This window comes from Pedobacter sp. (assembly GCF_041662865.1).
In the GTDB taxonomy this organism is placed as follows: Bacteria; Bacteroidota; Bacteroidia; order Sphingobacteriales; family Sphingobacteriaceae; genus Pedobacter.
Genome location: NZ_JBAZRL010000030.1, coordinates 1 through 24,358, shown reverse-complemented (window position 1 = coordinate 24,358; position 24,358 = coordinate 1). Strand labels below are relative to the sequence as shown.

18 protein-coding genes are annotated in these 24,358 nt (G+C 36.3%); 14 read left to right on the top strand and 4 right to left on the bottom strand.

Annotated elements, in window-relative coordinates; translation table 11 throughout:
• The first annotated feature begins 100 nt into the window (after window positions 1–100).
• On the top strand, window positions 101–1,384 hold the full coding sequence (locus WC622_RS11000) for a sensor histidine kinase (protein ID WP_372819739.1): 1,284 nt from the start codon (window positions 101–103) through the stop codon (window positions 1,382–1,384).
• Window positions 1,385–2,206: 822 nt separating this feature from the next.
• On the top strand, window positions 2,207–3,574 hold the full coding sequence (locus tag WC622_RS10995; RefSeq protein WP_372819738.1) for a hypothetical protein: 1,368 nt from the start codon (window positions 2,207–2,209) through the stop codon (window positions 3,572–3,574).
• A 302-nt stretch (window positions 3,575–3,876) separates the two neighbouring features.
• On the opposite strand, the gene mnmE is transcribed toward WC622_RS10995, so the two are convergent.
• Entirely contained in the window at window positions 3,877–5,235 is a 1,359-nt protein-coding gene (gene mnmE / locus WC622_RS10990) for a tRNA uridine-5-carboxymethylaminomethyl(34) synthesis GTPase MnmE (protein WP_372819737.1), read from the bottom strand.
• A gap of 373 nt (window positions 5,236–5,608) precedes the next feature.
• Between mnmE and WC622_RS10985 the strand changes: the two genes are divergently transcribed.
• Window positions 5,609–6,733: an AI-2E family transporter gene (locus tag WC622_RS10985; protein ID WP_372819736.1), complete on the top strand. Its 1,125-nt coding sequence runs from the start codon at window positions 5,609–5,611 to the stop codon at window positions 6,731–6,733.
• Window positions 6,734–7,135: 402 nt separating this feature from the next.
• On the opposite strand, the gene WC622_RS10980 is transcribed toward WC622_RS10985, so the two are convergent.
• Both WC622_RS10980 and argS read right to left on the bottom strand, forming a co-directional pair.
• Complete coding sequence (locus tag WC622_RS10980; protein WP_372819735.1) at window positions 7,136–7,408, bottom strand: hypothetical protein; 273 nt, start codon at window positions 7,406–7,408, stop codon at window positions 7,136–7,138.
• Window positions 7,409–7,966: 558 nt separating this feature from the next.
• On the bottom strand, window positions 7,967–9,742 hold the full coding sequence (gene argS / locus WC622_RS10975) for an arginine--tRNA ligase (protein WP_372819734.1): 1,776 nt from the start codon (window positions 9,740–9,742) through the stop codon (window positions 7,967–7,969).
• A gap of 162 nt (window positions 9,743–9,904) precedes the next feature.
• On the opposite strand from argS, the gene WC622_RS10970 reads away from it, so the two are divergent.
• The 7 genes from WC622_RS10970 to WC622_RS10940 all read left to right on the top strand — a co-directional run bounded on the left by WC622_RS10970 (window position 9,905) and on the right by WC622_RS10940 (window position 17,827).
• Complete coding sequence (locus tag WC622_RS10970; protein ID WP_372819733.1) at window positions 9,905–11,353, top strand: arginine deiminase family protein; 1,449 nt, start codon at window positions 9,905–9,907, stop codon at window positions 11,351–11,353.
• Window positions 11,354–11,450: 97 nt separating this feature from the next.
• A complete protein-coding gene (gene ctlX / locus WC622_RS10965; protein WP_372819732.1) occupies window positions 11,451–12,362 on the top strand; it encodes a citrulline utilization hydrolase CtlX in 912 nt (303 codons plus the stop codon).
• Window positions 12,363–12,461: 99 nt separating this feature from the next.
• A complete protein-coding gene (locus tag WC622_RS10960; RefSeq protein ID WP_372819731.1) occupies window positions 12,462–12,812 on the top strand; it encodes a hypothetical protein in 351 nt (116 codons plus the stop codon).
• A gap of 59 nt (window positions 12,813–12,871) precedes the next feature.
• Window positions 12,872–13,450 carry a PhnA domain-containing protein gene (locus tag WC622_RS10955; protein WP_372819730.1) on the top strand — a complete coding sequence of 193 codons (579 nt, stop codon included), beginning with the start codon at window positions 12,872–12,874 and terminating at the stop codon, window positions 13,448–13,450.
• Between the two features lie 323 nt (window positions 13,451–13,773).
• Window positions 13,774–15,168, top strand: a complete 1,395-nt coding sequence (locus WC622_RS10950) for an arginine decarboxylase (protein ID WP_372819729.1) — start codon at window positions 13,774–13,776, stop codon at window positions 15,166–15,168.
• Between the two features lie 227 nt (window positions 15,169–15,395).
• A complete protein-coding gene (locus WC622_RS10945) occupies window positions 15,396–16,109 on the top strand; it encodes a 3'-5' exonuclease (RefSeq protein WP_372819728.1) in 714 nt (237 codons plus the stop codon).
• Entirely contained in the window at window positions 16,109–17,827 is a 1,719-nt protein-coding gene (locus WC622_RS10940; protein ID WP_372819727.1) for an ABC transporter ATP-binding protein, read from the top strand. Before WC622_RS10945 ends, WC622_RS10940 begins: the two co-directional genes overlap by 1 nt.
• On the opposite strand, the gene WC622_RS10935 is transcribed toward WC622_RS10940, so the two are convergent.
• Window positions 17,820–18,806 (bottom strand): hypothetical protein, encoded by a 987-nt coding sequence (locus WC622_RS10935; protein ID WP_372819726.1) that lies wholly within the window; start codon window positions 18,804–18,806, stop codon window positions 17,820–17,822. The two genes, WC622_RS10940 and WC622_RS10935, sit on opposite strands and share 8 nt — an antisense overlap.
• Window positions 18,807–19,016: 210 nt before the next feature.
• Here WC622_RS10935 and rnr point away from each other — a divergent pair, with 210 nt between their 5' ends.
• The 4 genes from rnr to WC622_RS10915 form a co-directional block, all read left to right on the top strand.
• A complete protein-coding gene (gene rnr, locus WC622_RS10930) occupies window positions 19,017–21,158 on the top strand; it encodes a ribonuclease R (RefSeq protein ID WP_372819725.1) in 2,142 nt (713 codons plus the stop codon).
• Between the two features lie 4 nt (window positions 21,159–21,162).
• On the top strand, window positions 21,163–22,347 hold the full coding sequence (locus tag WC622_RS10925; RefSeq protein ID WP_372819724.1) for a carboxypeptidase-like regulatory domain-containing protein: 1,185 nt from the start codon (window positions 21,163–21,165) through the stop codon (window positions 22,345–22,347).
• Between the two features lie 3 nt (window positions 22,348–22,350).
• A complete protein-coding gene (locus WC622_RS10920) occupies window positions 22,351–23,313 on the top strand; it encodes a polyprenyl synthetase family protein (RefSeq protein ID WP_372819723.1) in 963 nt (320 codons plus the stop codon).
• 364 nt (window positions 23,314–23,677) lie between these two features.
• The coding region (locus tag WC622_RS10915) for a hypothetical protein (protein WP_372819722.1) at window positions 23,678–24,358 on the top strand (681 nt) is incomplete at its 3' end.

Genomic DNA, 24,358 nt, shown 5'->3' with positions numbered 1-24,358 from the left:
GACCACTCTGCCGTTCGAAACTGCATCGCATTCCATCCTAAAAAGAAATCACCACTTTATCAATACATTAGTATATTAGCGGCTGAGAATATCCAAGTAGATGCAAGAAGAACTTGAAATTGATTTAGATAAGGTTGGCTTTGTTGAAAAATCGCGGGTCAGGGTAATGGACCTTGTTTGCGGGATCAGTGCTGCACTTGCATTATTGTCTGCATTTTTCGGCGGCGATTCAATTCCGTATGCAGCGAGCCTAGTTGGATTGGCGGGGATTTTTTTGATCACCCTGTTGTTTAAACTCAACTCCGGGGCACCGCTATCTCGATATTTTGTACCCCTGGCCACAACGGTATGGATCATCTATATGTGTATTGCCTTTGGAAGCGAACTTGGGACACAGAACTACTTGGTCATTGCCCTAGTAGCCTTTGCCATTTTTTCAAAAAATAATACCTATAGGGCAGTCAGCATCTTGGTCATTGTGTCCACTGCTGTATACATCAACATTTACCAGCAAAACCACCTTCCCATATACCCTCTGCCCGGCGCCGTCCATTTTCTTTTTGCAATCAACGTACTTACTCCACTAATCATTATCGCACTGATCTGCTGGAGCGTTATCAAAGATGCGAATAAGTCCAATTCCATTATACAGCAACAGAAAAAAGCACTGGAGGCCTCTAACCAATTCAAGGATAAAATGCTCTCAATTATCAGCCATGACATGCGTTCCCCATTCAATAGTGCCAAAGGACTGCTCTACTTGTTGGAAAACGATATGTTGAGCAAAAACGAACAACAAACCCTGCTCCATCAGCTCCATGTAGACATAGATCTGTCACTACAAACCCTTGACAATATATTGGGCTGGGCATCCCAAGCTTACTATGGCGCTGTGATGAATGCAAAAACAAAGATGGAACCGTTGGATCTCAATATGCTCATTGAAAGCACTATAGCCACTTTTAACCAGCTTGCGGTACAGAAAGAGATCAAGCTAGTCAACTCCATTTCTCCATTGACCCATGTATGGGCAGATGAACAGCAGATTCGATTTGTATTACGCAACCTGACCAGCAACGCTCTAAAATTTAGTCCAAGTGGTCAACCCATACACTACAGTGCCCAAGAGAAAAATGACACTATCACCATCAGTATTAAGGATCAGGGAACTGGAATGACACCACAGATGCTTTCTTCCTTATTCCAGATCAATCAACGCTTTTCAAGACCTGGAACAGCAAATGAGAAAGGAAGCGGACTGGGCCTGATTTTCTGCAAGGAGTTTATCGAAAACAATGAAGGCTCCATTTGGATTGAAAGTAGTGACCAGCAAGGTACCACCGTGCATTTCACCTTGAAAAGCCATTCCAAAGGTTCCAAATGACTACCAATATCTGTTGTGGAAAAGTAATTTTAACAAAAGAATACCTGATCGTATAATTTAGTAGCAAGCTAAAAACTATGCCCAAATTCAATACCTCTTTTTGCTTGAAAGCGCCTACCTGTGTCTAAAATCGAAAAAGCTTTGTTTTTATTTGCCTGTTTTTGTGCGTTTACTTTCCGATGCAAAACTTACTAAATATATTCTCCAATAAATCATCCGCCGTAACCGTACCCGTAATCTCTCCTAAATAATGTAAAGCCTGTGCGATAAGGCAAATGCCATTACTTGGTTCCAAAGGGCCCTGGCCATTACCGAAATCCCTGAAACCAGAACCAAGCTCAACGCACTCAAACCTTAGCACAATCCAAAACCAATTCAGATCTGTTGCAACATTTGATCCAAACGGAAGAGACGGCGATAATTTGCAGGCTAGCATAGAAAAACCAAAAAAAGCCCGGTCTATCGTATGCGGACGAACACTAGGTAACTTTTTGCCCAATCTCGGGAATTACCAAATCTAATTTGCTATTTTTATGCTCCTAACCAACCTTGCTAAACATGTTAAGACGACAATTTGTTACGCTCGCTGTCACTAGCTTTGCTGCGGCAATCTACACTAAACTTACCTATGCCAATCCCCAAGGCCATTCCCTTATCCATTATCCTGATGAAGCCTGGGCTAAAGTCAATAACCAATGGACCAAAATGACCAACACCAATGGAGCCTTTACGTATCAGGATATCCTAACCACCATAAAGACAAAAAATAACACACAGGAAGTGTACATTGAATCGATTGCCTCAGCCCTTCAAGGGATCAAGATGGTATGGACCTACCCTACCCCTTCCAAGGCCAAGGTATTGGGTGATCATTGGGAAAGGTCCTATGGAGACCTGGGATGGAAAACTCCTGAAAACGAAGCTAAAAACCCTTGGTATATCTTACTCCATGATGAGCTGCAGACTGCCTGTTTTGGTGTTAAAACTGGAGCGAATACCCTATGCTGGTGGACCGTTAAAAACATTGCACTCGAACTGACCATGGATACCCAATCGGGTGGATCAGGCGTAAAACTAAATGGCCGTAAACTGCATGCAGCTAGCATTACAACGATGATGAGCACACCCTTAGAAAGACCATACGCTACAGCTACGCGTTTTTGCAGGCAAATGTGCGATAAGCCGATCTTACCAAAAATGCCAGTGTATGGCATCAACGACTGGTATGTAGCCTATGGTAATAATTCGGCAAAATCGATTATCGAGCAAACCACCTATATGAGCGATTTTGTCAGCGACACCACCAATAGACCATTTTCAGTAATTGATGATGGTTGGCAAGTGGCCGACGATTTTGCAATGGCAAACGATAAGTTTAAAGACATGCATAAAGTAGCCGACGAGATCAAAAAATGCAATATGAGACCAGGTTTGTGGACCAGACCCTTAATCGCAAAGCAAACCGATCCTATCAATAGGTTGGCGCCTAAAATTGCAGGGAGAAATGACCCTAATGAACTGATCCTTGATCCAACCATCCCAGAGAATCTTGAGCGCATCAAGTTTAATATGTCGGCCTATAAAGCCTGGGGCTATGAAATGGTAAAACATGATTACAGCACCTATGATATTTTTGGAAAATGGGGGTTTAGGATGACAGATGGATTTACACAAGCTGGATGGAAATTTTATGACCAAAGCAAAACAAATGCAGAAATCATAAATGAACTCTATGCGGCCATCAAGGGCTCGGCAGGGAAAATGTATATCATTGGCTGTAATACCATTAGCCATCTATCGGCAGGGGTTTTCCAGCTCAATAGAATTGGCGATGATACCAGTGGAAAAGAATGGGCCAGGACCAGGAAAATGGGGGTAAATACCTTAGGGTTCCGCCTTCCCCAACACGACACCTTCTATGCCGCAGATGGCGATTGTGTAGGATTGACCAAAGATGTTCCCTGGGAAAAAAATAAACAATGGATGCAACTGCTTGCCGAAAGTGGAAGCCCTTTATTTGTTTCTGCACAGCTTAGCTTCTTAGGGGAAGCCCAAAAAACAGCAATTAAACTCGCTTTCAACCAGGCAGCAAAAATGCAACCAACAGGCGAGCCCTTAGACTGGATGGTAAATCAATGGCCTGCAAAATGGAAGTTAAATGGCAGGGTAGTAGATTTTGATTGGGATTAGTTCACAAGGACCATCATCGAAGTAAGTGTTCATCAGGGTGACAACAGTTCACTAAAGATAGGTTTAAACCCCCATCTACAGCTCAACGACCAGTGTTTATCCAAACAGCAAATGGAAAAAACTTGCCCGCATCGACTTCAAAATAGCCACCTAAAAGTCCCGACCTAGTGGCTGGGACTTTTGCTTTCCCAAAACGGTTAAACTAATCTAGTTATTTAGCGTTCTTTTATTTGAAACTAAATGACATCATCTGACAGCAAAAACCTTGTTGTGATGATCATATGCAAGCATCTAATAATTAGTTACTTTCCGATGCAAAACTTACTAAATATATTTTCTAATAAATCATCCGTAGTCACTGTACCCGTAATCTCTCCTAAATAATGTAAAGCCTGTTTTATATCAATGGCTAAAAAATCTGAAGTAACAGGATTATCGATATTGTTCAGCACATTATGCAAGGCTTTCTCCGTATTCTTTAAAGCTTCTACATGGCGAATGTTGCTCACTAGCGTTTCGCTGGTATTAATGTGATATAGGTTTACTTTTTCCAACAGCGCTGTTTTTAGTTCTTCTACACCAATGCCGTCTTTGGCAGATAAAAACAGTACCTCTTGTTTGGCAAAGGCAGCTTTTTGTTGATCTGTAAATAAGTCTGCTTTATTCACAATGGCTAAATAGGGAATATCAATTTTCTTCAAGTCAGTCAATTGTTCTTCTAGCTCAGTTGGCGTTTGCAATGCATCGACCATGTACATAATCAATTTCGCTTGTTTCATTCGCTCCAACGTACGCTCTACGCCTTTTGCTTCAATAATATCAGCGGTATCGCGAATACCTGCCGTATCTATAAATCGAAAAATGACGCCATTGATATTGAGTTCGTCTTCTATGGTATCACGTGTAGTGCCTGCAATATCTGATACAATCGCTCTTTCTTCGTTTAATAAGGCATTTAACAAAGTTGATTTACCTACATTTGGTTTACCTGCAATTACAATTGGAACGCCGTTTTTTAGCACATTCCCCATCTCGAAAGAAGAGATTAAACGGTACAAGACACTATTGATTTTTAAAATTAGGGCTCTGAGCTGTTCACGATTGGCGAACTCTACATCTTCTTCTGCAAAATCTAGCTCTAATTCAATCATAGAAGCAAAATGAATTAACTGTTCCCGTAAATCTTTTAGCTCACTAGAAAAACCACCACGCATTTGTTGTAAGGCCACATCATGGGATGCTTTACTATCTGATGCAATTAAATCTGCTACTGCTTCTGCCTGACTTAAATCGAACGCTCCATTTAAAAATGCTCTTAAGGTAAACTCGCCTGGTTTTGCAGCTCTCGCTCCTTTTTTAATCAATAGATTTAAAATCTGCTGGATAATGTAATTGGATCCATGGCATGAAATTTCTACTACATTTTCTTTCGTGTAGGATTTTGGGGCCACATACAAACCTGCCACCACCTCATCTACGATGAGTTCTTCATCTTTAATTAATCCGAAATGTAAGGTATGAGATGCTTGCTTTGTTAAATCTTTCCCTGCAAAAACCTGATTGGTTAGGTTGATGGCGTCTGGGCCTGATAAACGAATAACGCCAATAGCGCCGCTGCCTGGAGGTGTAGATAAAGCAATAATGGTATCTGTTGTATACATTTCTTTGTTAGTGAAGCACAAAAATAAGTATATTTTTATTAGCGATCAGTCAAATTACTGGTGTTTCCTTTGAATTAGATTTAATGTCTGGAATTGTCTGTGAATGTCCGAATATGTCAGTATAAAAGTTGCTTTGTTCTAGTGTTGTTCGAGGTTTACCCTAGGTTTGTTCTTCTCAAACGGCGTTTTGCAGGAGAAATGCAGGAGCATACTGGGAGGAATATGGGAGAAAAGAGTGAGAATTTAAGCGAGTTAGACTTTACACTGCGTTGGAAAATAAGTGAAAAGAGTAAATCGTTATTTTGTTTCTTTCCCAACAGCCAAACAAATTTCCTATCTTAGTGTTTAACACCTGAAAACTAACAAACCATTGATGAATCAATATCCACTTACCGTAAAACGGTCCATAGAATTATTAGGCATTTCCCTTATTGTTGTCATTTTAGTGGTTGGACGTGACATTTTTATGCCTGTAATTATGGCATTTTTCGTCAGCATTATGTTGTTGCCTATTTATCGTTTTTTAAGGAAACGTAACGTACCCGAATCGCTTTCAATCATTTTACCCATTTTATTGGTACTTATTTTTATTGCAGGAATTGTGTGGTTTTTATCGGCACAGGTGGGTATTCTAGTGGATGATTTTCCTCAGATTAAGCAAAATGTAGCTAAGCATTTACAAAGTTTAAAGGAATGGATTAGCGGCTTTACGAAGATGAGCATTACCAAGCAGGAAAATTTCATCAAAGAAAAAAGTGATGATATGCTCGGTATGGCTGGAACGGCTGCTGGTGGAGCTTTTGTAACGTTAAGTGGTATATTTGTTTTTGTTGGCTTATTGCCGATTTATATTTACTTGATTTTATTTTATAAAGATATTTTATTGCGTTTTGTGTTCCTGTGGTTTAAAACAGATGATCATGCTAAAGTTAAAGACGCGGTTTATGAAACTGAATCAATCATTAAAAGCTATCTAGTTGGTTTGTTGATTCAAATTTCTTACATGACCATCCTTTTAGGGGGTATTTTACTACTCATTGGGATTAAACATGCGCTTTTAATTGGGGTTATTTTCGCTATTTTAAATTTGATCCCTTATGTTGGTGCCTTAATTGGCAATTTAATAGGCGTACTGTTAACCTTAACTTCTTCTACAGAATTGTGGCCAGTGGTAACGGTGCTAGGGGTTATTGCATTTGTTCAGTTTTTAGATAATAATATTTTGATGCCTCGTATTGTAGGATCGAAAATTAAAATTAATGCACTGGTCTCTATTGTGGGCGTATTTATTGGTGGAAGTATTGCCGGGATCTCCGGGATGTTTCTCTCCATGCCGATTATCGCTGTGCTAAAAATCATTTTTGATCGTAGTGAATCGTTTAAACAGTGGGGTGTTTTATTGGGTGATGAAAGACCAAGTAAAAGCCCTTTAACTTTTGCGAAATTTAGAAAAATTTCTGCTGTGACTACAAAGTCTGGAACTATTGATAAGAAGTAAGCAGGTGATTTATATGTACCTACGGGATGTCACTTTTTTCTAATAGAAGGACAGTGTATGTACAAATGAACAAATAACACTAATGAGCTAACCACCCTCTACGGCAGCCCTACGGGGTGTAAATTTTTCCAGTAGCTGAAAAAGTAACCAAAATACCGTAGCAAAGCGAAGCTCAATTATACCATTAAGAACATATAAACTTATAAATATAAGCCACGCCTGCACCTGATATCATTAAAGGTTGTGCGTAAAGGCAGTTTGTACATTTCGAACCAGCTAAGGGCGATTTTAGTAGTATAAAAATTGGTGCTTTGGCCAGACAGAACGGACGTGAAATTGCCAAATGAACGAATGAACCGACGATGCTAATGAATTATTAGCTTAATATTAGATTTAACAACCTTATCCGAAGATGCTGAGTAGGATTAACCAGCTAACGAACCCAACTGGAGCAAGTATAGCCCCAGAGATTAACAGTGCTTTAGCAGCCTCCCCTTTCCCCATTACCAGCAATATCAGACCTGCAATGATGTTTATTCCTACATGCATAGCTATGCATATACCCCCAACAATAGCAATACTAAAGCCTCTATCGGCAGCAGCAGCACCAGCGGTAATCAGGGTGCAATAAACACCTAATAAGACCAAATTAATGAGTATAGCCTTGAGTAACATCTGTAACTGTATTAAGTTCTATTATCAACAGTTATTGACTAATTATGTTTTCGATATCCCTATTTAAAAACTAGATCAAATTCTTCCCTACGGGGTGTAAATTTTTCCAGTAGCTGAAAAATTCACCAAAATACCGTAGCAAAGCGAAGCTCATTTATACCAATATAAATATATGCTTATAAATAAAGCTGCGACAAATGCTATTAAAGATTCTGGGTTTAGGAATTGCTGCTTAGGCTCGACAAAACGTATAGCATATTTCCAAATGAAACGAATGAACGAATGAACTACTCCCCTCAAAGGGCATCCCTACGGGGTGTAACTTTTTTCCAATAGCTGAAAAAAGTAACCAAAAAAAGCCACGCCTGCGCCTGATGCTATTAAAGGTTGTGCGCATAGGCAGTTGCTACATTCCGCACCAGCCAAGGGCGATTTTAGTAGCACAAAATTGGTGCTTTGGCCTGACAAAACGTATAGCATATTTCCAAATAAGCTTAACATAATAATGAACTAATAACCCAACAAACTAACAAACCAATAAACTAACAAACCATTAGTTTACATTCGTTCTGGCACATTAATACCCAAAATCTTGGTACCACTTTTTAATACATCTGCTGTAAGCTTGCAAATATTTAAACGGTGTTGTTTTAAAGCTGTATTTTCTTCTTTTACGATCGGTGGCACTTCGTGGTAAAACTTATTGAACAACTTAGCTACTTCATATAAATAATTCGCTAAAAATGCCGGACTATATGCTTTCGCTGCATTTGCAATTTCTTCTGGATATTTAGCCAATAGCATAATCATATCCAGTTCTGTAGCAGCTAATGCAACGTGTACTTGTTTCTCACCAGCAATTAATTTATAATTTGCTTTACTTAATAGCGATTTAATACGGGCGTGTGTATACTGAATAAATGGCCCTGTATGACCTTGAAAATCGATAGATTCTGACGGGTCGAACAATAAACGTTTTTTAGGCTCTACTTTGAGTAAGAAATATTTTAAAGCACCTAAACCAATGTTGTAATACAGTTCTTCTTTTTCTGCGTCAGAGAAATCGTTTATTTTACCTAATGCTTCTGTTTTTTGCTTAGCCGTTTCAATCATTTCAGCCACCAAATCATCTGCATCAACTACTGTCCCTTCCCTACTTTTCATTTTTCCGCTAGGTAAATCTACCATCCCATACGATAAATGGTGTAATCCTTTAGCCCAGCTTTTGCCTAATTTCTCTAAAATCAGAAACAGCACTTTGAAATGGTAATCTTGCTCATTACCCACCACATAAATAGATTGATCCATGTGGTAATCGTCGTACTTCATTTGCGCAGTGCCCAAATCTTGGGTAATGTAAACCGAAGTTCCATCGGCACGTAACACTAATTTCTGATCTAATCCTTCGGCAGTTAAATCAATCCACACCGAACCATCTTCTTTTTTGAAGAAAACTCCTTTTTCTAAACCTTCTTCAACCGTATCTTTTCCTAATAAATAAGTGTTGCTTTCGTAATAATATTTATCAAAATCAACGCCTAAATTTTTATAGCTTACCGCAAAACCGTCGTACACCCAGCCATTCATCTTTTTCCAAAGTGCTAGTACATGTTCATCGCCGGCTTCCCAAGCCAATAACATCTGTTGCGCTTCTTTAATTAAGGATGCATTTTTTTTGGCTTCGTCTTCCGTTTGTCCTTCGGCTGTTAGGGCTTCAATTTGTTTTTTATATTCTTTATCAAAAATGACATAGTATTTTCCGACTAAATGATCGCCTTTTAAGCCTGAACTTTCTGGAGTTTCACCGTTACCCCATTGCTCCCAAGCCAACATTGATTTACAAATGTGAATTCCTCTATCGTTTACCAAATTCACTTTAAAAACTTCGTAACCATCTGCTTTTAGCAATTCGGCAACTGCATAACCTAATAAATTATTACGTACATGGCCTAAGTGCAATGGTTTATTGGTATTTGGCGAAGAATATTCGACCATTACCTTTTGTCCGTTCGGTTTTACTTTAGCAAAGTCATCGCTCAATAGCTCGTTATTGAATAAGTTTAACCAATAACTATCCGCTATGCTCAGGTTTAAAAAACCTTTAACCACATTAAAAGCGGTTACTTGTTCAACATTTTGCACTAAATATTCGCCAATTGCAGTAGCTGTTTCTTCTGGAGATTTCTTTGAAAAACGTACAATCGGAAAAACTACTAGGGTAATTTGACCTTCGAATTCTTTACGGGTTTCTTGTATATTGATGACGCTCTCTGCAATTTCTTCATTGTAAATTTGTTTAATTGCGTTAAGCGTTTCGGTAATGATAAAATTCATGGTTCAAAAATAGGGAATAAAGACTAAAGCTGAAAGGCTAAAGCCTAAAGAAAGAATTGTTTTAGCGTTAGCTAGTTTAATTCTTAACCTTTAACTTTTCCGTCTTTCCGACTTTCGGACTCTCAAAAAATCTAATAGCTTTGCATAACGACAAACCAATATATGAGCGGACAAAACGAAAATTTTAAAGTGAATGTAAATTCCGAAATCGGCAGGTTACGTAAATTGCTGATCCATAGTCCTGATAGTGGAATAGGTAAAGTAGTGCCTTCTAAAGCACAAGACTGGCTTTTTGAAGATATTGTTCATTTAGATACCATTCGCAAAGATGAATACGATTATTACATCAAGTTGTTAATGTATTTCTTAGATCCGGAAAAGATAAAAGGAAAACTAACACATATTGATTCAGAAAAAGCTGAACGAAATTTCTTTAAACCAGACAGCAAAGATTTCCATGCTTCGACCCATGTGATTGAACTTCAGCAATTACTTGCTGAGATTTTAGCAGATACTACCATTAGGAAGAAATTGGCAGCCTCTGTTTGTGCAATAGAAGGTTGTACGTATAAATTGCAACTTCAATTAATTGATACCGATCCAAAAGAATTAGCAAAAACATTAATTTCAGGCTCTTTACCAGATGGAAGAATGATCTTCTCTCCTATTCCGAATTTGATTTTTACGAGAGATGTTGGTACGACCATCAACAATTTCATTTTATTAAATAAACCGGCTAAAAAAGCAAGAGTACGTGAAAGTTTATTGATGCGTTACATCTTCTTCAACCATAACTTATTCGAAAATTATAGAGACAATATCTTAGAAATCCCTGATGGCGAGCACCATTTTTTACGTCCGGGAGAAGAATTGGAAAACAGAACTACCTTAGAAGGTGGCGATGTAATGATGATTAGCAAAAACCATGTATTGATTGGTTGTAGCGAACGTACTTCGCCTTATGGTGCAAATGAAGCCATGAAACTGTTGTTCGATAACAATGTGGTAGAAAAGGTTACCGTAGTGCGTATTCCGAACAAAAGAGATTTTATGCATTTGGATACTGTGTTTACGCAAGTGAAAAGAGATACGTGGGTATTATTGCATTCTATTGCTAGCGTGGAGGAAAACAAGCAACAAAATCCGATTGATTTTTTAGTGCAACCAGAGCCAAAGGAACAGACAGAAATCATTCAGTTTTATAAGGATAAGAGCGCTCCAAAACATTATAAAAGTATGGAGGAGCTTTTTGAAGATATCAGTAAAAAGGACTTGAAAAGCACAACACCAACTAAATTTATTTATAGCGGTAGCGGTGTGTTTCCTTACGATGCTCGTGAGCAATGGACAGATTCTTGTAATTTATTAGCGATTAAAGAAGGTGTTGTATTGGGTTACGATCGTAATGATAAAACGGTTGAGGCGTTTAAAAGCAATGGATTTAACGTGGTAAATGTTAAAGATTTAATTAACGACCTGGAAAGTGGAAAAACAACTGCTGATGAAATAACTGACACCTTAATTTTAATGCCTTCAGCCGAATTATCTAGAGCTCGTGGAGGATTTCACTGTATGAGTTTCCCGATTTTGAGAGATGATTTAGTGCATTAGTCATTAGTTCATTGGGTTGGGCGTATAAATATGCAATTGACCTAATGAACAATTGAACAACTAAACGATTGAACTAATGAACAATTGAACCATAAGCATGCAAACAACCAACCATATTTTAATGATCCGTCCAGTTGATTTTAAATTCAATGCACAAACGGCGGTCAACAATAAGTTTCAACAAGCATCTGCACAGGGTGATGTACAAAACGAAGCCTTAAAAGAATTTGATGGTTTTGTAGCGCTATTAACATCAAATGGAGTTGATGTAACTGTCATTGACGATACCTTAACACCAGAAACACCCGATTCTATTTTCCCTAATAATTGGGTTTCTTTTCATGCAAACGGCGAGGTTATCCTGTACCCTATGTTTTCAGAAAACCGTCGTAAAGAGCGGAGAGAAGATATTATAGAAACAATTGGCACTCATTTCACCATCAATAAAATCACAGATTTAAGCACATACGAAACACAACACATATTTTTAGAAGGTACAGGAAGTTTAGTTTTAGATCGTGAGCATAACATAGCTTATGCGTGTAAATCGGTACGGATGGATGAAAAGGTGTTGGCTGATTTTTGTGAAAAAACTGGATATACCCCTCTAGTTTTTAATGCAGTAGATTCTGAGGGTTTCCCAATTTACCATACCAATGTGATGATGTGCATTGGTGATACATTTGCAGTGATTTGTTTTGATTCAATTCCTAATCAACAGGAAAAAGAAAATGTAAAACAAAGTTTAAGCAGTACTGGCAAAGAAATAGTAGAAATTAGCTTTGATCAGATGAATCATTTTGCGGGCAATATGCTTCAAATTGAAAACAAAAATAAAGAGCACCTATTAGTGATGTCGGAACAAGCGTATTTGTCCTTAAAAAAAGAACAGGTAACTGCATTAGAAAAACATTGCAAATTGATTTATGCCCCTTTATATACCATAGAAAAAAATGGTGGTGGCAGTGCAAGATGTATGTTAGCAGAAATACATTTACCGGTTAAGTAATCGAGTTCTGTCGTCTTATCAAATTAGTAGAAATTTAAGTGTAGCGTTTTTGAATAGGCAAACGTATAGTCCTTATAAACCTAAACTAATTCATAAAAGATGAACCAGAAATTCACCACTCTAAAAACTTTTATCTTTCTTCTTATTAGTGCTACTCTCTTATTAAGTAGCTGCAAGAAAGATCAGCTCACAGTTGACCAAGAAAAAGTGTTTTTGCAGGTAGATCATGGAGATTCTGGTTTCCCCTATAATTCAGGTTGGCACCTCACTTTAAAACCAGATGGTGTTGCTGATATATTACCGGGCGGAGATATTTGGTGGCGGGGTACGTATAAAATTAGTGGCAGTTTGATCACAGTGAAAGCTGATAACGTTACCTACAAGTTCGAAATTGTATCTGAAACAGAAATTAAAGATAAAACGTATGGTGTAGTGCTAAAATTGCAATAGCTCCTACTCTTCAAACTTCCTTAAATTAATTTAGTATTTTCGCAGTAAATCTAAATTCAATGTCTTTATTAGAACAATTATTAACACGCTCTACTCATCAATGTGAATTATGCACAGCTGATTCTAATTTATCTTGTTACGAAGTTCCGCCTACAAGTAATGCCAATACAGATAATAGCATTGTAATTTGTAAAACTTGTTTAGACCAAATTGAAAAAACAGAGCAAATTAATCCTGAGCATTGGCGAATATTAACCGAAACCATGTGGTCGGAGTTTGCGCCAGTACAAGTTGTAGCTTGGAGAATGTTGAGCAGATTAAGAAACGAAGGTTGGGCAGCAGATAGTTTAGATATTTTATACCTTAATGATGAAACATTGGAATGGGCTAAAAAAACTGGCGACCATGAGCAAGATGGAACAGTAGAATTTCATCAAGATAGTAATGGCACACGTTTACTTGAAGGCGATACCGTTGTTTTAATTAAAACGTTAGATGTTAAAGGTTCTACCATTAGTGCAAAATTAGGCACTGTTGTGAAAAACATTCGCTTGGTGCATGATAACATTGAACAAATTGAAGGTAAAGTAGAAGGGCAAACCATAGTAATTTTAACCAAATACCTTAGAAAAGGTTAGTTTAATTAATTCGTCAGTTGTCATCCTTAGCTTGTCGAAGGAGTTTTATTTTTTTGCACCCAGCAAACCCCAATAGCACCTCTACCTTGCCCAATCTAAACCTGATGGCAGTGAGCATGAGCATAGCGAGTAAAACGTACAGCTCCAAAAGGAGTCCTTAGGATCAGGGCTGAAATCCCTATGAAAAACAGTTTCTGCTTTCAAATGTTATTAACCAATTATATCCTTTTCGTAAAACTTTTAGGTATTATGCTGAATAATTTTAAACTACTACATTGTTTCTCGATTTAAAATTACATTTTTGCAAAAATTATTTGAAATAAATGCAGAGTTACTCCGAATTTCTTGATCTAAGTGTTGGCTTTCCACAAGAGGGTTACAGCGTTATAGACGATGAATTATATTTTCAGGATCTAAATTTAATGGAAATGATAGAAACCTATGGTACGCCATTGCGTTTCACTTATTTACCAATGATTAGTAAGAAGATACAACAAGCAAAATTGTTGTTTCAAACAGCTATCATCAAGAATAATTACCGTGGCGATTATAAATATTGCTACTGCACTAAAAGCTCTCACTTTCGCCACATTGTAGAGGAAGCCTTAAAAAATGGAATCCACTTAGAAACATCTTCGGCATTTGACATGCCAATGATTGAGGCTTTGGAGAAAAAAGGTGCCTTAACAAAGGACATTACCGTAATTTGTAATGGTTTTAAAACGTATCAATACAAACAATATATCATTGATATGTTGCACGATGGGTATAAAAACATCATTCCAGTTTTAGATAATAAAGAAGAATTTAATCTGTATGATGATGAAGTGGAGATGGATACCCCTTGTAATTTAGGGATTCGTATCGCTGCAGAGGAACAACCAGATTCACAATTCTATACTTCACGTTTAGGTGTGCGTATGGAAGACGTTATTGATTTTTACAACAATAAAATTGCTGCAAATCCTAACTTCAGAGTTAAATTACTACACTTTTTCATCAACTCTGGTATTACTGATTCTCCTTATTATTGGAACGAATTAGAGAAATACGTAACGTTATATTGCAAGTTTAAAAAGATTAATCCAGAATTAGATACACTTGATATTGGTGGTGGAATGCCATTTAAAGATAGTTTGGTATTTGATTTCGATTACGAATACATGGTAAATGAAATCGTAAAACGGATTAAAGAAATTTGTTCAGAGCACGATGTAGTTGAACCAGATATCATCACCGAGTTCGGGAAATATACTGTTGCGGAAGCTTCAGGCATTTTATATAAAGTATTAGGTCGTAAACAACAAAACGATCGTGAAAAGTGGTTAATGTTAGATGGTTCTTTCATTACTAACCTACCAGACGTTTGGGCGTTGAACCAAAAATATATCCTCTTACCAATTAATAACTGGGATGCCGAATACGAACGCGTAAACTTAGGCGGCATTACTTGCGATGGTCAGGATTATTACAACCAAGAAGCGCACATGAACAGTGTATTTATGCCGAAAACGCGTAAAGTACAGTATTTAGGTTTCTTTAATACTGGCGCTTACCAAGAAGTTTTAAGTGGTTATGGTGGTATTCACCACTGTTTATTACCAAGCCCTAAACATGTTATTATTCGGAGAAATAGAGATGAAACTTTCAATTTTGAAGTGTTTGGCGAGGAACAAAACAGCAAACAGGTTTTAAAAATTCTAGGTTATACTTCTTAAGAATTTAAAGAATAAAGATTTAAATCCTTTCCGAGAAATTGGGAGGGATTTTTTTTATACACCCAGCTAGTTATTCCCGTGAAAACGGGAATCGTAAAGCACAAAGCTATAAATCGCATTACGATCCCTAATTAAATTGGGAATGACGAAAGAGAGTGGGAATAAACTCAATAATTTTCTCTATCTTCAATTTCCCTATTTAAATTTACATCTAAACATTGACGCTTATGCTTAAAGACGTTAACTTAAATAAGGTTTTTGTACTAGACATCGAAACTATTCCATTATATGAATATTTTGAGCAGATGCCTTTACAAATGCAGTCCTTATGGGATAGCAAAACACAATTTCTTCGAAAAGACGATAAAACACCCTCAGATTTTTATGAAAGAGCAGGCATTTGGGCCGAATTTGGTAAAATTATCTGCATTAGCGTAGGTTTATTTCATACGCATAAAGGGAAACTACACTTCAGAGTAAATTCTTATTTTGGCGATAACGAAATAGAAGTTTTAAATCAATTTAATGCATTACTTTCTAAGCAACCAAAAGACTTAATGTTGTGTGCACATAACGGTAAGGAATTTGATTTTCCTTATTTATGTCGTAGAATGTTAGTGAATAGCATTCCAATTCCTCCTCAATTAGAAATAGCAGGCAAAAAACCTTGGGAAATTAACCATCTCGATACTATGGAATTATGGAAATTTGGGGATTATAAAAACTACACCTCTTTAAACCTATTGGCAGCCATTTTTAATATCTCTACTCCAAAAGACGATATTGATGGAAGCATGGTAAAAGATGTATACTATCAAGAAAAGGATTTACAACGCATTGTAACCTACTGTCAAAAAGATGTAATTACAACTGCACAAATTTTGTTACGTTTTAAAGGATTAGATGCAATTTCAGCAGAAAATATTACCTTAGTAAAGTAATGTTAGAAGTAAAAGAACTCGCCATAGAATTTTATAACCGAGAAGAAAAAACTTGGTCTGAAGCTGTACATAAAGTTAGTTTCAAACTGGAAAAAGGCAAAGTTTTAGGTATTGTTGGAGAATCTGGCTCCGGGAAATCTGTTACTTCTTTCTCTATCATGCGTTTGCATGATTCGAAAAACACCAACATTTCGGGGGAAATAGATTTTGATAACATTAGTTTATTGAATTTATCTGATCATGAAATAAGGAATTTTCGTGGGAACAAAATCTCCATGATTTTTCAGGAGCCAATGACTTCTTTAAACCCTGTGTTTACTTGTGGTTATCAAGTTCAGGAAGCGATTATGTTGCACCAAAATGTAGATAAAGCATTAGCGAAAGAGCAAACTATTGCACTTTTTAAAGAAGTCCAACTCCCCCGCCCTGAGCAAATTTTTGAAAGTTATCCGCATCAATTATCTGGTGGACAAAAGCAACGGGTAATGATTGCAATGGCTTTAAGTTGTAATCCAGAGTTATTAATTGCCGATGAACCTACCACAGCTTTAGATGTAACTGTTCAGAAAACTATTTTAGATTTATTGCTTCGTTTAAAGAACGAGCGTAACATGGGTTTAATTTTCATCTCGCATGATTTAGCCGTAATTAGCGAAATAGCCGATGAACTTTTAGTGATGTATAAGGGTAATATTGTAGAGCAAGGTCCAGCAAAGCAATTATTTAAAAACCCACAACATCCATACACAAAAGGACTTTTAGCGTGTAGACCAGCACCACAAAGACGTTTAAAAAAACTTCCTATTGTTGCAGATTTTTTAAATGAAGATAAAGATATAGCCGTTAGGCATTTGCTTGATATTAATAGTTACACTAACGAAGAAATTGAGCAACGAAGACACGAATTATATACTCAAAAGCCTTTATTGCAAGTGCAGAATTTATGCACTTGGTATCCTATAAAAAAAGGATTATTTGGTAAAGCGACTTCTTATGTAAAAGCAGTTGATGATATTACTTTTGATGTTTTTCCTGGAGAAACTTTAGGGTTGGTTGGCGAATCTGGCTGTGGTAAAACAACTTTAGGAAGAAGCATATTACGTTTAGTAGAGCCTACTTCAGGCAAAATTATTTTTAACGGAACTGATTTACTCGAAGCCAGCAAAGCTGATTTAAGAAAAATGCGTAGAGATGTGCAAATCATATTTCAAGATCCGTACTCTTCTTTAAATCCTAAAATCACTGTTGGTAATGCAATAATGGAACCTTTGCAAGTTCATCATGTATTTAAAAATGATCAAGAACGTAAAGCACACGTTTTACATTTATTAGAAAAGGTAAATTTAAATCCAGAGCATTTTGACCGCTATCCGCACGAGTTTTCTGGTGGACAGCGTCAACGTATTGTAATTGCCAGAGCATTAGCCTTACAGCCTAAATTTATTATTTGTGATGAATCTGTTTCTGCGTTAGACGTTTCAGTTCAAGCTCAAGTTTTAAACTTATTAAGAGAATTGCAGCAAGAATTTGGCTTAACCTATATCTTCATTTCTCATGATTTAGCGGTTGTAAAACATATCTCAGATCGAATGATTGTGATGAATAAAGGAAAAGTGGAAGAAGAAGGCTTTCCAGAAATAATTTATAATTCGCCAAAAGCCGAGTATACCAAAAAACTAATAGCTGCTATTCCTGGTGCAGAAAGTATAGCTATTTAAGCATATACCTCGTAAATGTGCTCGAAATTCCAAATCTCATATAGGCGTATTTATCTTTAAAATAGATATTGTAAGGATCTTCGCCATAATAGCCGAAGCTTGCCATTAGAAAAACATTTTGCATAAAAGGTAAACTATAATTTACAGAACCCTCTATGTTTAACCTTCGTTTTGGCTCGAAAAAGTGTGTATTAGCATATTTATTAAGCGCATAAGAAAACTGACCATTAAAGCGCCACATTTCTTTTTCTAACGTATTTATTCCTTTAGGGTTTCTTGTACTTACTTTTTTCCATCCACCTTTTTGTCCATTGTAAGTTTGATACACTCTAAAGGAGAAGTCGTATTTTAATCTAGTAAAACCATAATCTCCATTTAACGCAGGCTCATAATTAAACCATTTATGCCATTCTAATCCAATTCTATGGTTATAAGAGTAATAAGTACCTATTGGAGATTTCTCACTTGTAAAATACCCAAAACGATACGATGCAATTAAATAGTTGGTGTTAAAATTGCCAGTTTTGGTATTTATAGTTCCATCTGGCAAAATAGCCTTTCCATCCTGGCCATTTGAATGATGCATAAAACCCAATTCAGCATACTTGTAATTTTTACTGCTTTCTGTCAATCGCACATAAAAAGCTCCCCCTAATCTAAAACTTGGGGTGCGCACTCCAGCAGACTTTTCAGTTCGTACTCTTACTGTAAAATCAGGATTAATGGAGAGCGCAACAGGAAAATTTCGCGAACCCAAAATCATATATGTTGTGGTCAATTTCCCATTAATTACATAGTTAGACGGTGCACCTATTTCTCCAAATGGGGAAGTATAAGACAATTCGCTATTTTCTTTATACAAAGATGTATAGGCTAAATTTGCTTTTTGCTGCTTTTCATTGACTGAATCGGTCTCCTTTTGTGCAAAAACTGGTAGAAACGGAAGTGATAAAATAGTTGCTAGTAAAAAATGTTTCATTCGATCTTTCTTTTAAATACGTTATGACGACGAAGGAAGTTTTTAGCACTATTTTTTATTTTTCATAAAGTGGAGCTAACAAAAACAACACGACTTTGCTTTGTCAAACAAAAAGAAACCGTCGATTGTGTTATAGAAACGTTATTTCTTATAAAAAATAACCCAACGTAAACTTACAATTACTATCTTCGATAAGATACATTAATAGCTATGGCAAAAAATAAAAATTCTCAATTCAAACTCGTTTTAATACAACTGATTAGTGATATATTCGAGAAAAACAAAAATGTGGCACTTAACCACAAACAAGTTGCTGCCAAGCTAAATTTAAGTGATAAAGCTGCCGTTGATACGATTTTAGAAGTATTAGTAGAACAGACGGAAAATGGATTATTTATTCGTCCAGAACGCGGTAAATTCAAATTAAAAGACCAGAAAGTTTTTATAACTGGTAAAGTAGATATGACCGCCGATGGTTCGGCTTTTATTGTGCCAGACGATGAGTTTGAGAAAGATATCTTTGTCGCACCACGTAAACTTCGCAATGCTTTACACGGAGATATCGTTAAAGTTCACGTTTTTGGTAAAAAAACTAGTGGGCGTAGAAATGAGGGTGAGATTGTAGAAATTATAACTAGAGCAAAGACAGATTTTATTGGTGTAGCTAAGGTTTCTGAGCGTTTTGCTTTTATTATACCAGACGATCGTAAAATGTTGCACGATATTTTCGTGCCATTGAGCGATTTAAATGGCGCTAAAAATGGTCAGAAAGTGCAGGTTAGCATAACCGATTGGCCCGAAGGAGCAAAAAATCCGATTGGAAAAATTATTAATGTTTTAGGTACACAGGGCGAAAATGATACCGAGATGAATGCCATCTTGGCTCAATATGGTTTTCCTCTAAGTTTCCCACCTGAAGTTGAAAAAGAAGCCAATGCCATTCCAGAAACCGTTAGCGAAGCTGAAATAAATGAAAAAGGAAGAAAGGACTTTAGAGATACAGTGACTTTTACCATTGATCCAGCAGATGCAAAAGATTTTGATGATGCGATTTCTTTCAAAAAATTACCTAATGGAAATTATGAAGTTGGTGTTCACATTGCAGATGTTTCTCATTATGTAAAGCCAAATAGTGCATTAGATAAAGAGGCTTACGAACGTGCTACATCGGTTTATTTGGTAGATAGAGTGATACCAATGTTGCCAGAAAGACTGAGCAATGGTGTGTGTTCTTTACGACCAAATGAAGATAAATTGTGTTTTGCTGCAGTTTTTGAATTGGACGAGAAAGCCAATATTATAACAGAATGGTTTGGCAGAACAACCATACATTCTGACAGACGTTTTAGTTATGAAGAAGCACAAGAAGTAATTGAAACCAAAACTGGTGATTACGCTGAAGAACTATTAAAATTAAATGAGCTTGCTTATGTTTTACGCGATAGAAAATTTAAAAATGGTGCCATTAGTTTCGAAAGTACCGAAGTTAAATTTAAACTCGATGATCGTGGAAAACCAATTGGTGTTTATGTAAAAGAGCGCAAAGATGCACACAAACTAATTGAAGACTTTATGTTGCTGGCAAACAAAAAAGTAGCCGAATTTATTGCAAAAAAAGGTAATGGAAAGAATAAATACACGTTCGTTTATCGCTCTCACGATTCACCAAACCTAGAAAATCTAAACAATTTTGCAGCTTTTGCTTCTCGTTTTGGTTATAAAATCAATACTAAGACTGATAAAGACATCGCAAAATCTTTAAACTTTTTAATGGAGGATGTGGAAGGTAAAAAAGAACAAAATATGTTAACACAATTAGCCATTCGTTCGATGGCTAAAGCAATTTATACCACTAAAAAAACCAGTCATTACGGTTTAGCATTTGATCATTATACACACTTTACCTCCCCTATACGCCGTTATCCTGATGTGATGGTGCATCGCCTATTGGCTTTGTATTTAGAGGGGGGGCGTTCAGCTAATGCCGAAGAATATGAAACAGCAAGTTCTCATTCATCTGCCATGGAGAAACGTGCTTCTGATGCAGAAAGGGCCTCTATTAAATATAAACAAGCCGAATATTTAGAAGATAATATTGGAAGTATTTATACAGGAATAATTTCTGGTGTTACCGAATGGGGAATGTATGTAGAAATATCAGAAAACAAATGTGAAGGAATGATTCGCTTAAGAGACATTACTGATGATTTTTATGTTTGGGATGAAAAAAATTACTGCATTGTTGGTCAGCGTAAACATAAAAAATACCAATTGGGAGATGAAGTGCAAGTAAAAGTTAAAAAAGTGGATCTTTCTAAGCGTCAAATAGATTTTTCACTAGTACAAGACTAATTAGATGAAGAAGTACTTAATCTGCATTTTACTCCTCGCCTTCTTAATTAAAGCTAAGGCTCAAAATATACAAGGCAAAATTACAGATGAGATTACCGGTGCGGGAATTCCTTTCGTGTCTGTAGGTGTTTTAGGTACGAATGATGCAACTGTCAGTAATGAGAATGGAGATTTTGTACTAAAGGTTGCTTTTTATCCTGCAAAACTGAGATTTAGTCATGTGAGTTATCTAGTTACAGAACTAACTCTTACAGAAAGTATAGAAAAACTAGCTATAAAGCTGAGACCTGCAACTATTAGCTTAAATCTAGTTACGATAGATCCATACATAGGTCAAAGAATTGTGAAAGCCGCCTTAGAGAAGGCAAGAGAATCTGCACCTGTAAATTTTTATGCCAACGCTTTTTATCGACAACTAACTACGGTAAACAATAAAGCTAGCCAGGTGTATGAATTGTTTTACGATTTAAAATGGAATACTAAGCGTATACAAGGTTGGGTTGCAAAGCAAAGTCGATTTGCCGAACTGAATGAGAAAGTTACGTTTTCGATGAATAATCAATCTTATCTAACTTTTTCTTATAGTGGATATTTACTTCCTGACAAAGGTGGAAAATTTATAAATTTGGCAACTTTGAATGAATATGATTTTGTAATTGATAAATATATAGAGCAGGCAGATCAAAAAATTGCTGTCGTAACTTGTAAATTGAAAAAGTTCAGAAAGAACCTGTATTACGTAAATTCTACGTATTACATTGGCATGGATGATTCAAAAATATATCGCTTGGAGAACAGTGTTTTTAATCTACCAATTAAGCTAAGTGAGGCTTCATTGAAGTATCCCCCAATAGTAACTACAATTGCTACATTTAATGGAAATGAGCATCCAATTCCAGTATTAGAAAGTGTTTCAACAAAATTAAATATGAGCCTTAATGTAAAAGGTCGGGAACTTAATTCTGGAATAAGTTCTTTATTAACTGTATATAAGGTTAATGATCAATTAAAAAATCAGCCATTTGAAGCGTTGAATAGAAAAACAAAAGATAAAACCGTAATAGAATCCATAAAATACGATGCTACATTTTGGAAAAATAACCCTATAGTGAAGCAAACTACGTTAGAAGATTCTTTTATTAAAATGATGGAAAGCAAACAAGCTTTTGGCACCATGACTAACCCTTAAATAATGCACAGTTCTACACAGTTACAAGAATTAATAGAGAAAGCTATCCCTCAAATAGAATATCCAAAACACCCGGCAAATTTATACGAACCTATTCGTTATATAATGAGTTTAGGCGGCAAACGCATAAGACCAGTAATGGTTTTAATGGCTACAGAACTATTTACTACTGAAGTTACTAAAGCACTAGATGTGGCTTTAGCCATAGAAACCTTCCATAATTTTACCTTAGTGCATGACGATATAATGGACAATGCTCCTTTACGTCGTGGCAGGCAAACCGTACACGAAAAATGGGGAAATAATAATGCCATTTTAAGTGGAGATGTGATGATGGTTGAGTCAAATAAGCACTTATCAAAAGTAGATATAAATGTACTAAAGCCAGTTTTAGACACATTTAATGCTACCGCTCAAGGAGTTTGCGAAGGTCAGCAATTAGATATGGAATTTGAACAACGAAGTGATGTAAGTATTACAGAATATTTAGAAATGATCCGACTTAAAACGGCTGTTCTATTAGGTGGTGCAATGAAATTGGGTGCAATTGTTGGTGGTGCAAGTTCAGCTGATGCCGAATTACTATATAATTTTGGCGAAAATTTAGGAGTGGCTTTTCAATTGCAAGATGATATTTTAGATGTATATGGTAATCCCGAAAAATTTGGAAAACAAGTTGGCGGTGATATTATTGCTAATAAAAAGACTTTCCTGCACTTAAAAACATTGTCCTTAGCTAATGAACAAGAAAAAGAAAATCTCATAAGCATTACTGATAATAAGACCGATAAAATAAGTGCAGTTAAGCAATTGTACGATAAATATGAAATAAAGGAATTGGCAATAGTAGAAATGAATAAGTATTTAGCAGAAGCTAATTTCGCGTTAGACAGCTTACCTGTGCCTGATGAAAGGAAAGCTAATTTTAGAGAATTGGTACAACAAATTTTAGATAGGGAGAAATAATAACTTAAATTAAATAGAGTTGTTAAAGATACCTTAAGACTAAAATCATATTCCATAAATAATAATAATTTATCCGATTCTAATTATTCAATCCACATCTTTTTAATATCAATCGAAGTGAAGCATTCATCTTTAAAATGCTTTAGCTAAATTTTCCTACCTAACCATAAGGATGATTCCCATTTTACTAATCTTTCTAAGAAAGTTATTATTATTGCTATAAAGCAGCTTTTTTAGTTAACTACATTATTATTATCAGCTTTAAAGATGATTTTTTAGCCTTCTTTTATCAGGTAGTTTTGCGCCACCAACAATGTGTCATTTTTTTAATGATCAAACATGCTGGCATACTTAAATTACCGAAATGAAAATGAAAAGATTATGTTGGGGTTATTTTTTAATGCTCTTTTTAGCATTACCTATATTTCAGGCAAAAGCCACCCTTGTTAAGCCATTAAAATCTACTTATGGTTACTCAATACTTGATTTAAAAGTTAAACCTACAACTGTTGTAGACTTGCAAATTAATGTCACTCAACCTACATGTTCAACTCCAACAGGTACCATTACAGTTGTACCTGATGCTTCTTCTACAGGGAATACCTATTCTATAAATGGAACAGATTATTTCAGTAGCGGAGCATTTACAAATATAATTCCAGGTGCTTATATCGTAACTGTTAAAAATGCTTTAGGAGTTATTACCCAGACTACACCAATTACAGTAAGTATGCCTAGCCCTCCAACTATCGCACTAGCAAGTGCAATGGGTACAGATGGACAAAGTGCTTGCGAAGACATTGCGATACAACCTATTACTTATGCTGTAGGAAATTCAATGGATGCTATAGTAACCAATCTCCCGAATGGGGTTAGTGGGAAATTCGAATCAGGAGTACTTACTATTAGCGGTACCCCTTCTGAATTTGGATATTTTGAATATACCGTTACAACAGTTAGCAATTGCAACCCAATAACCACTACTGGAACTTTAAGGATTAAAGAAGCTACAAAAATAACCTTGAGCAGTGCCTTTGGAACTGAT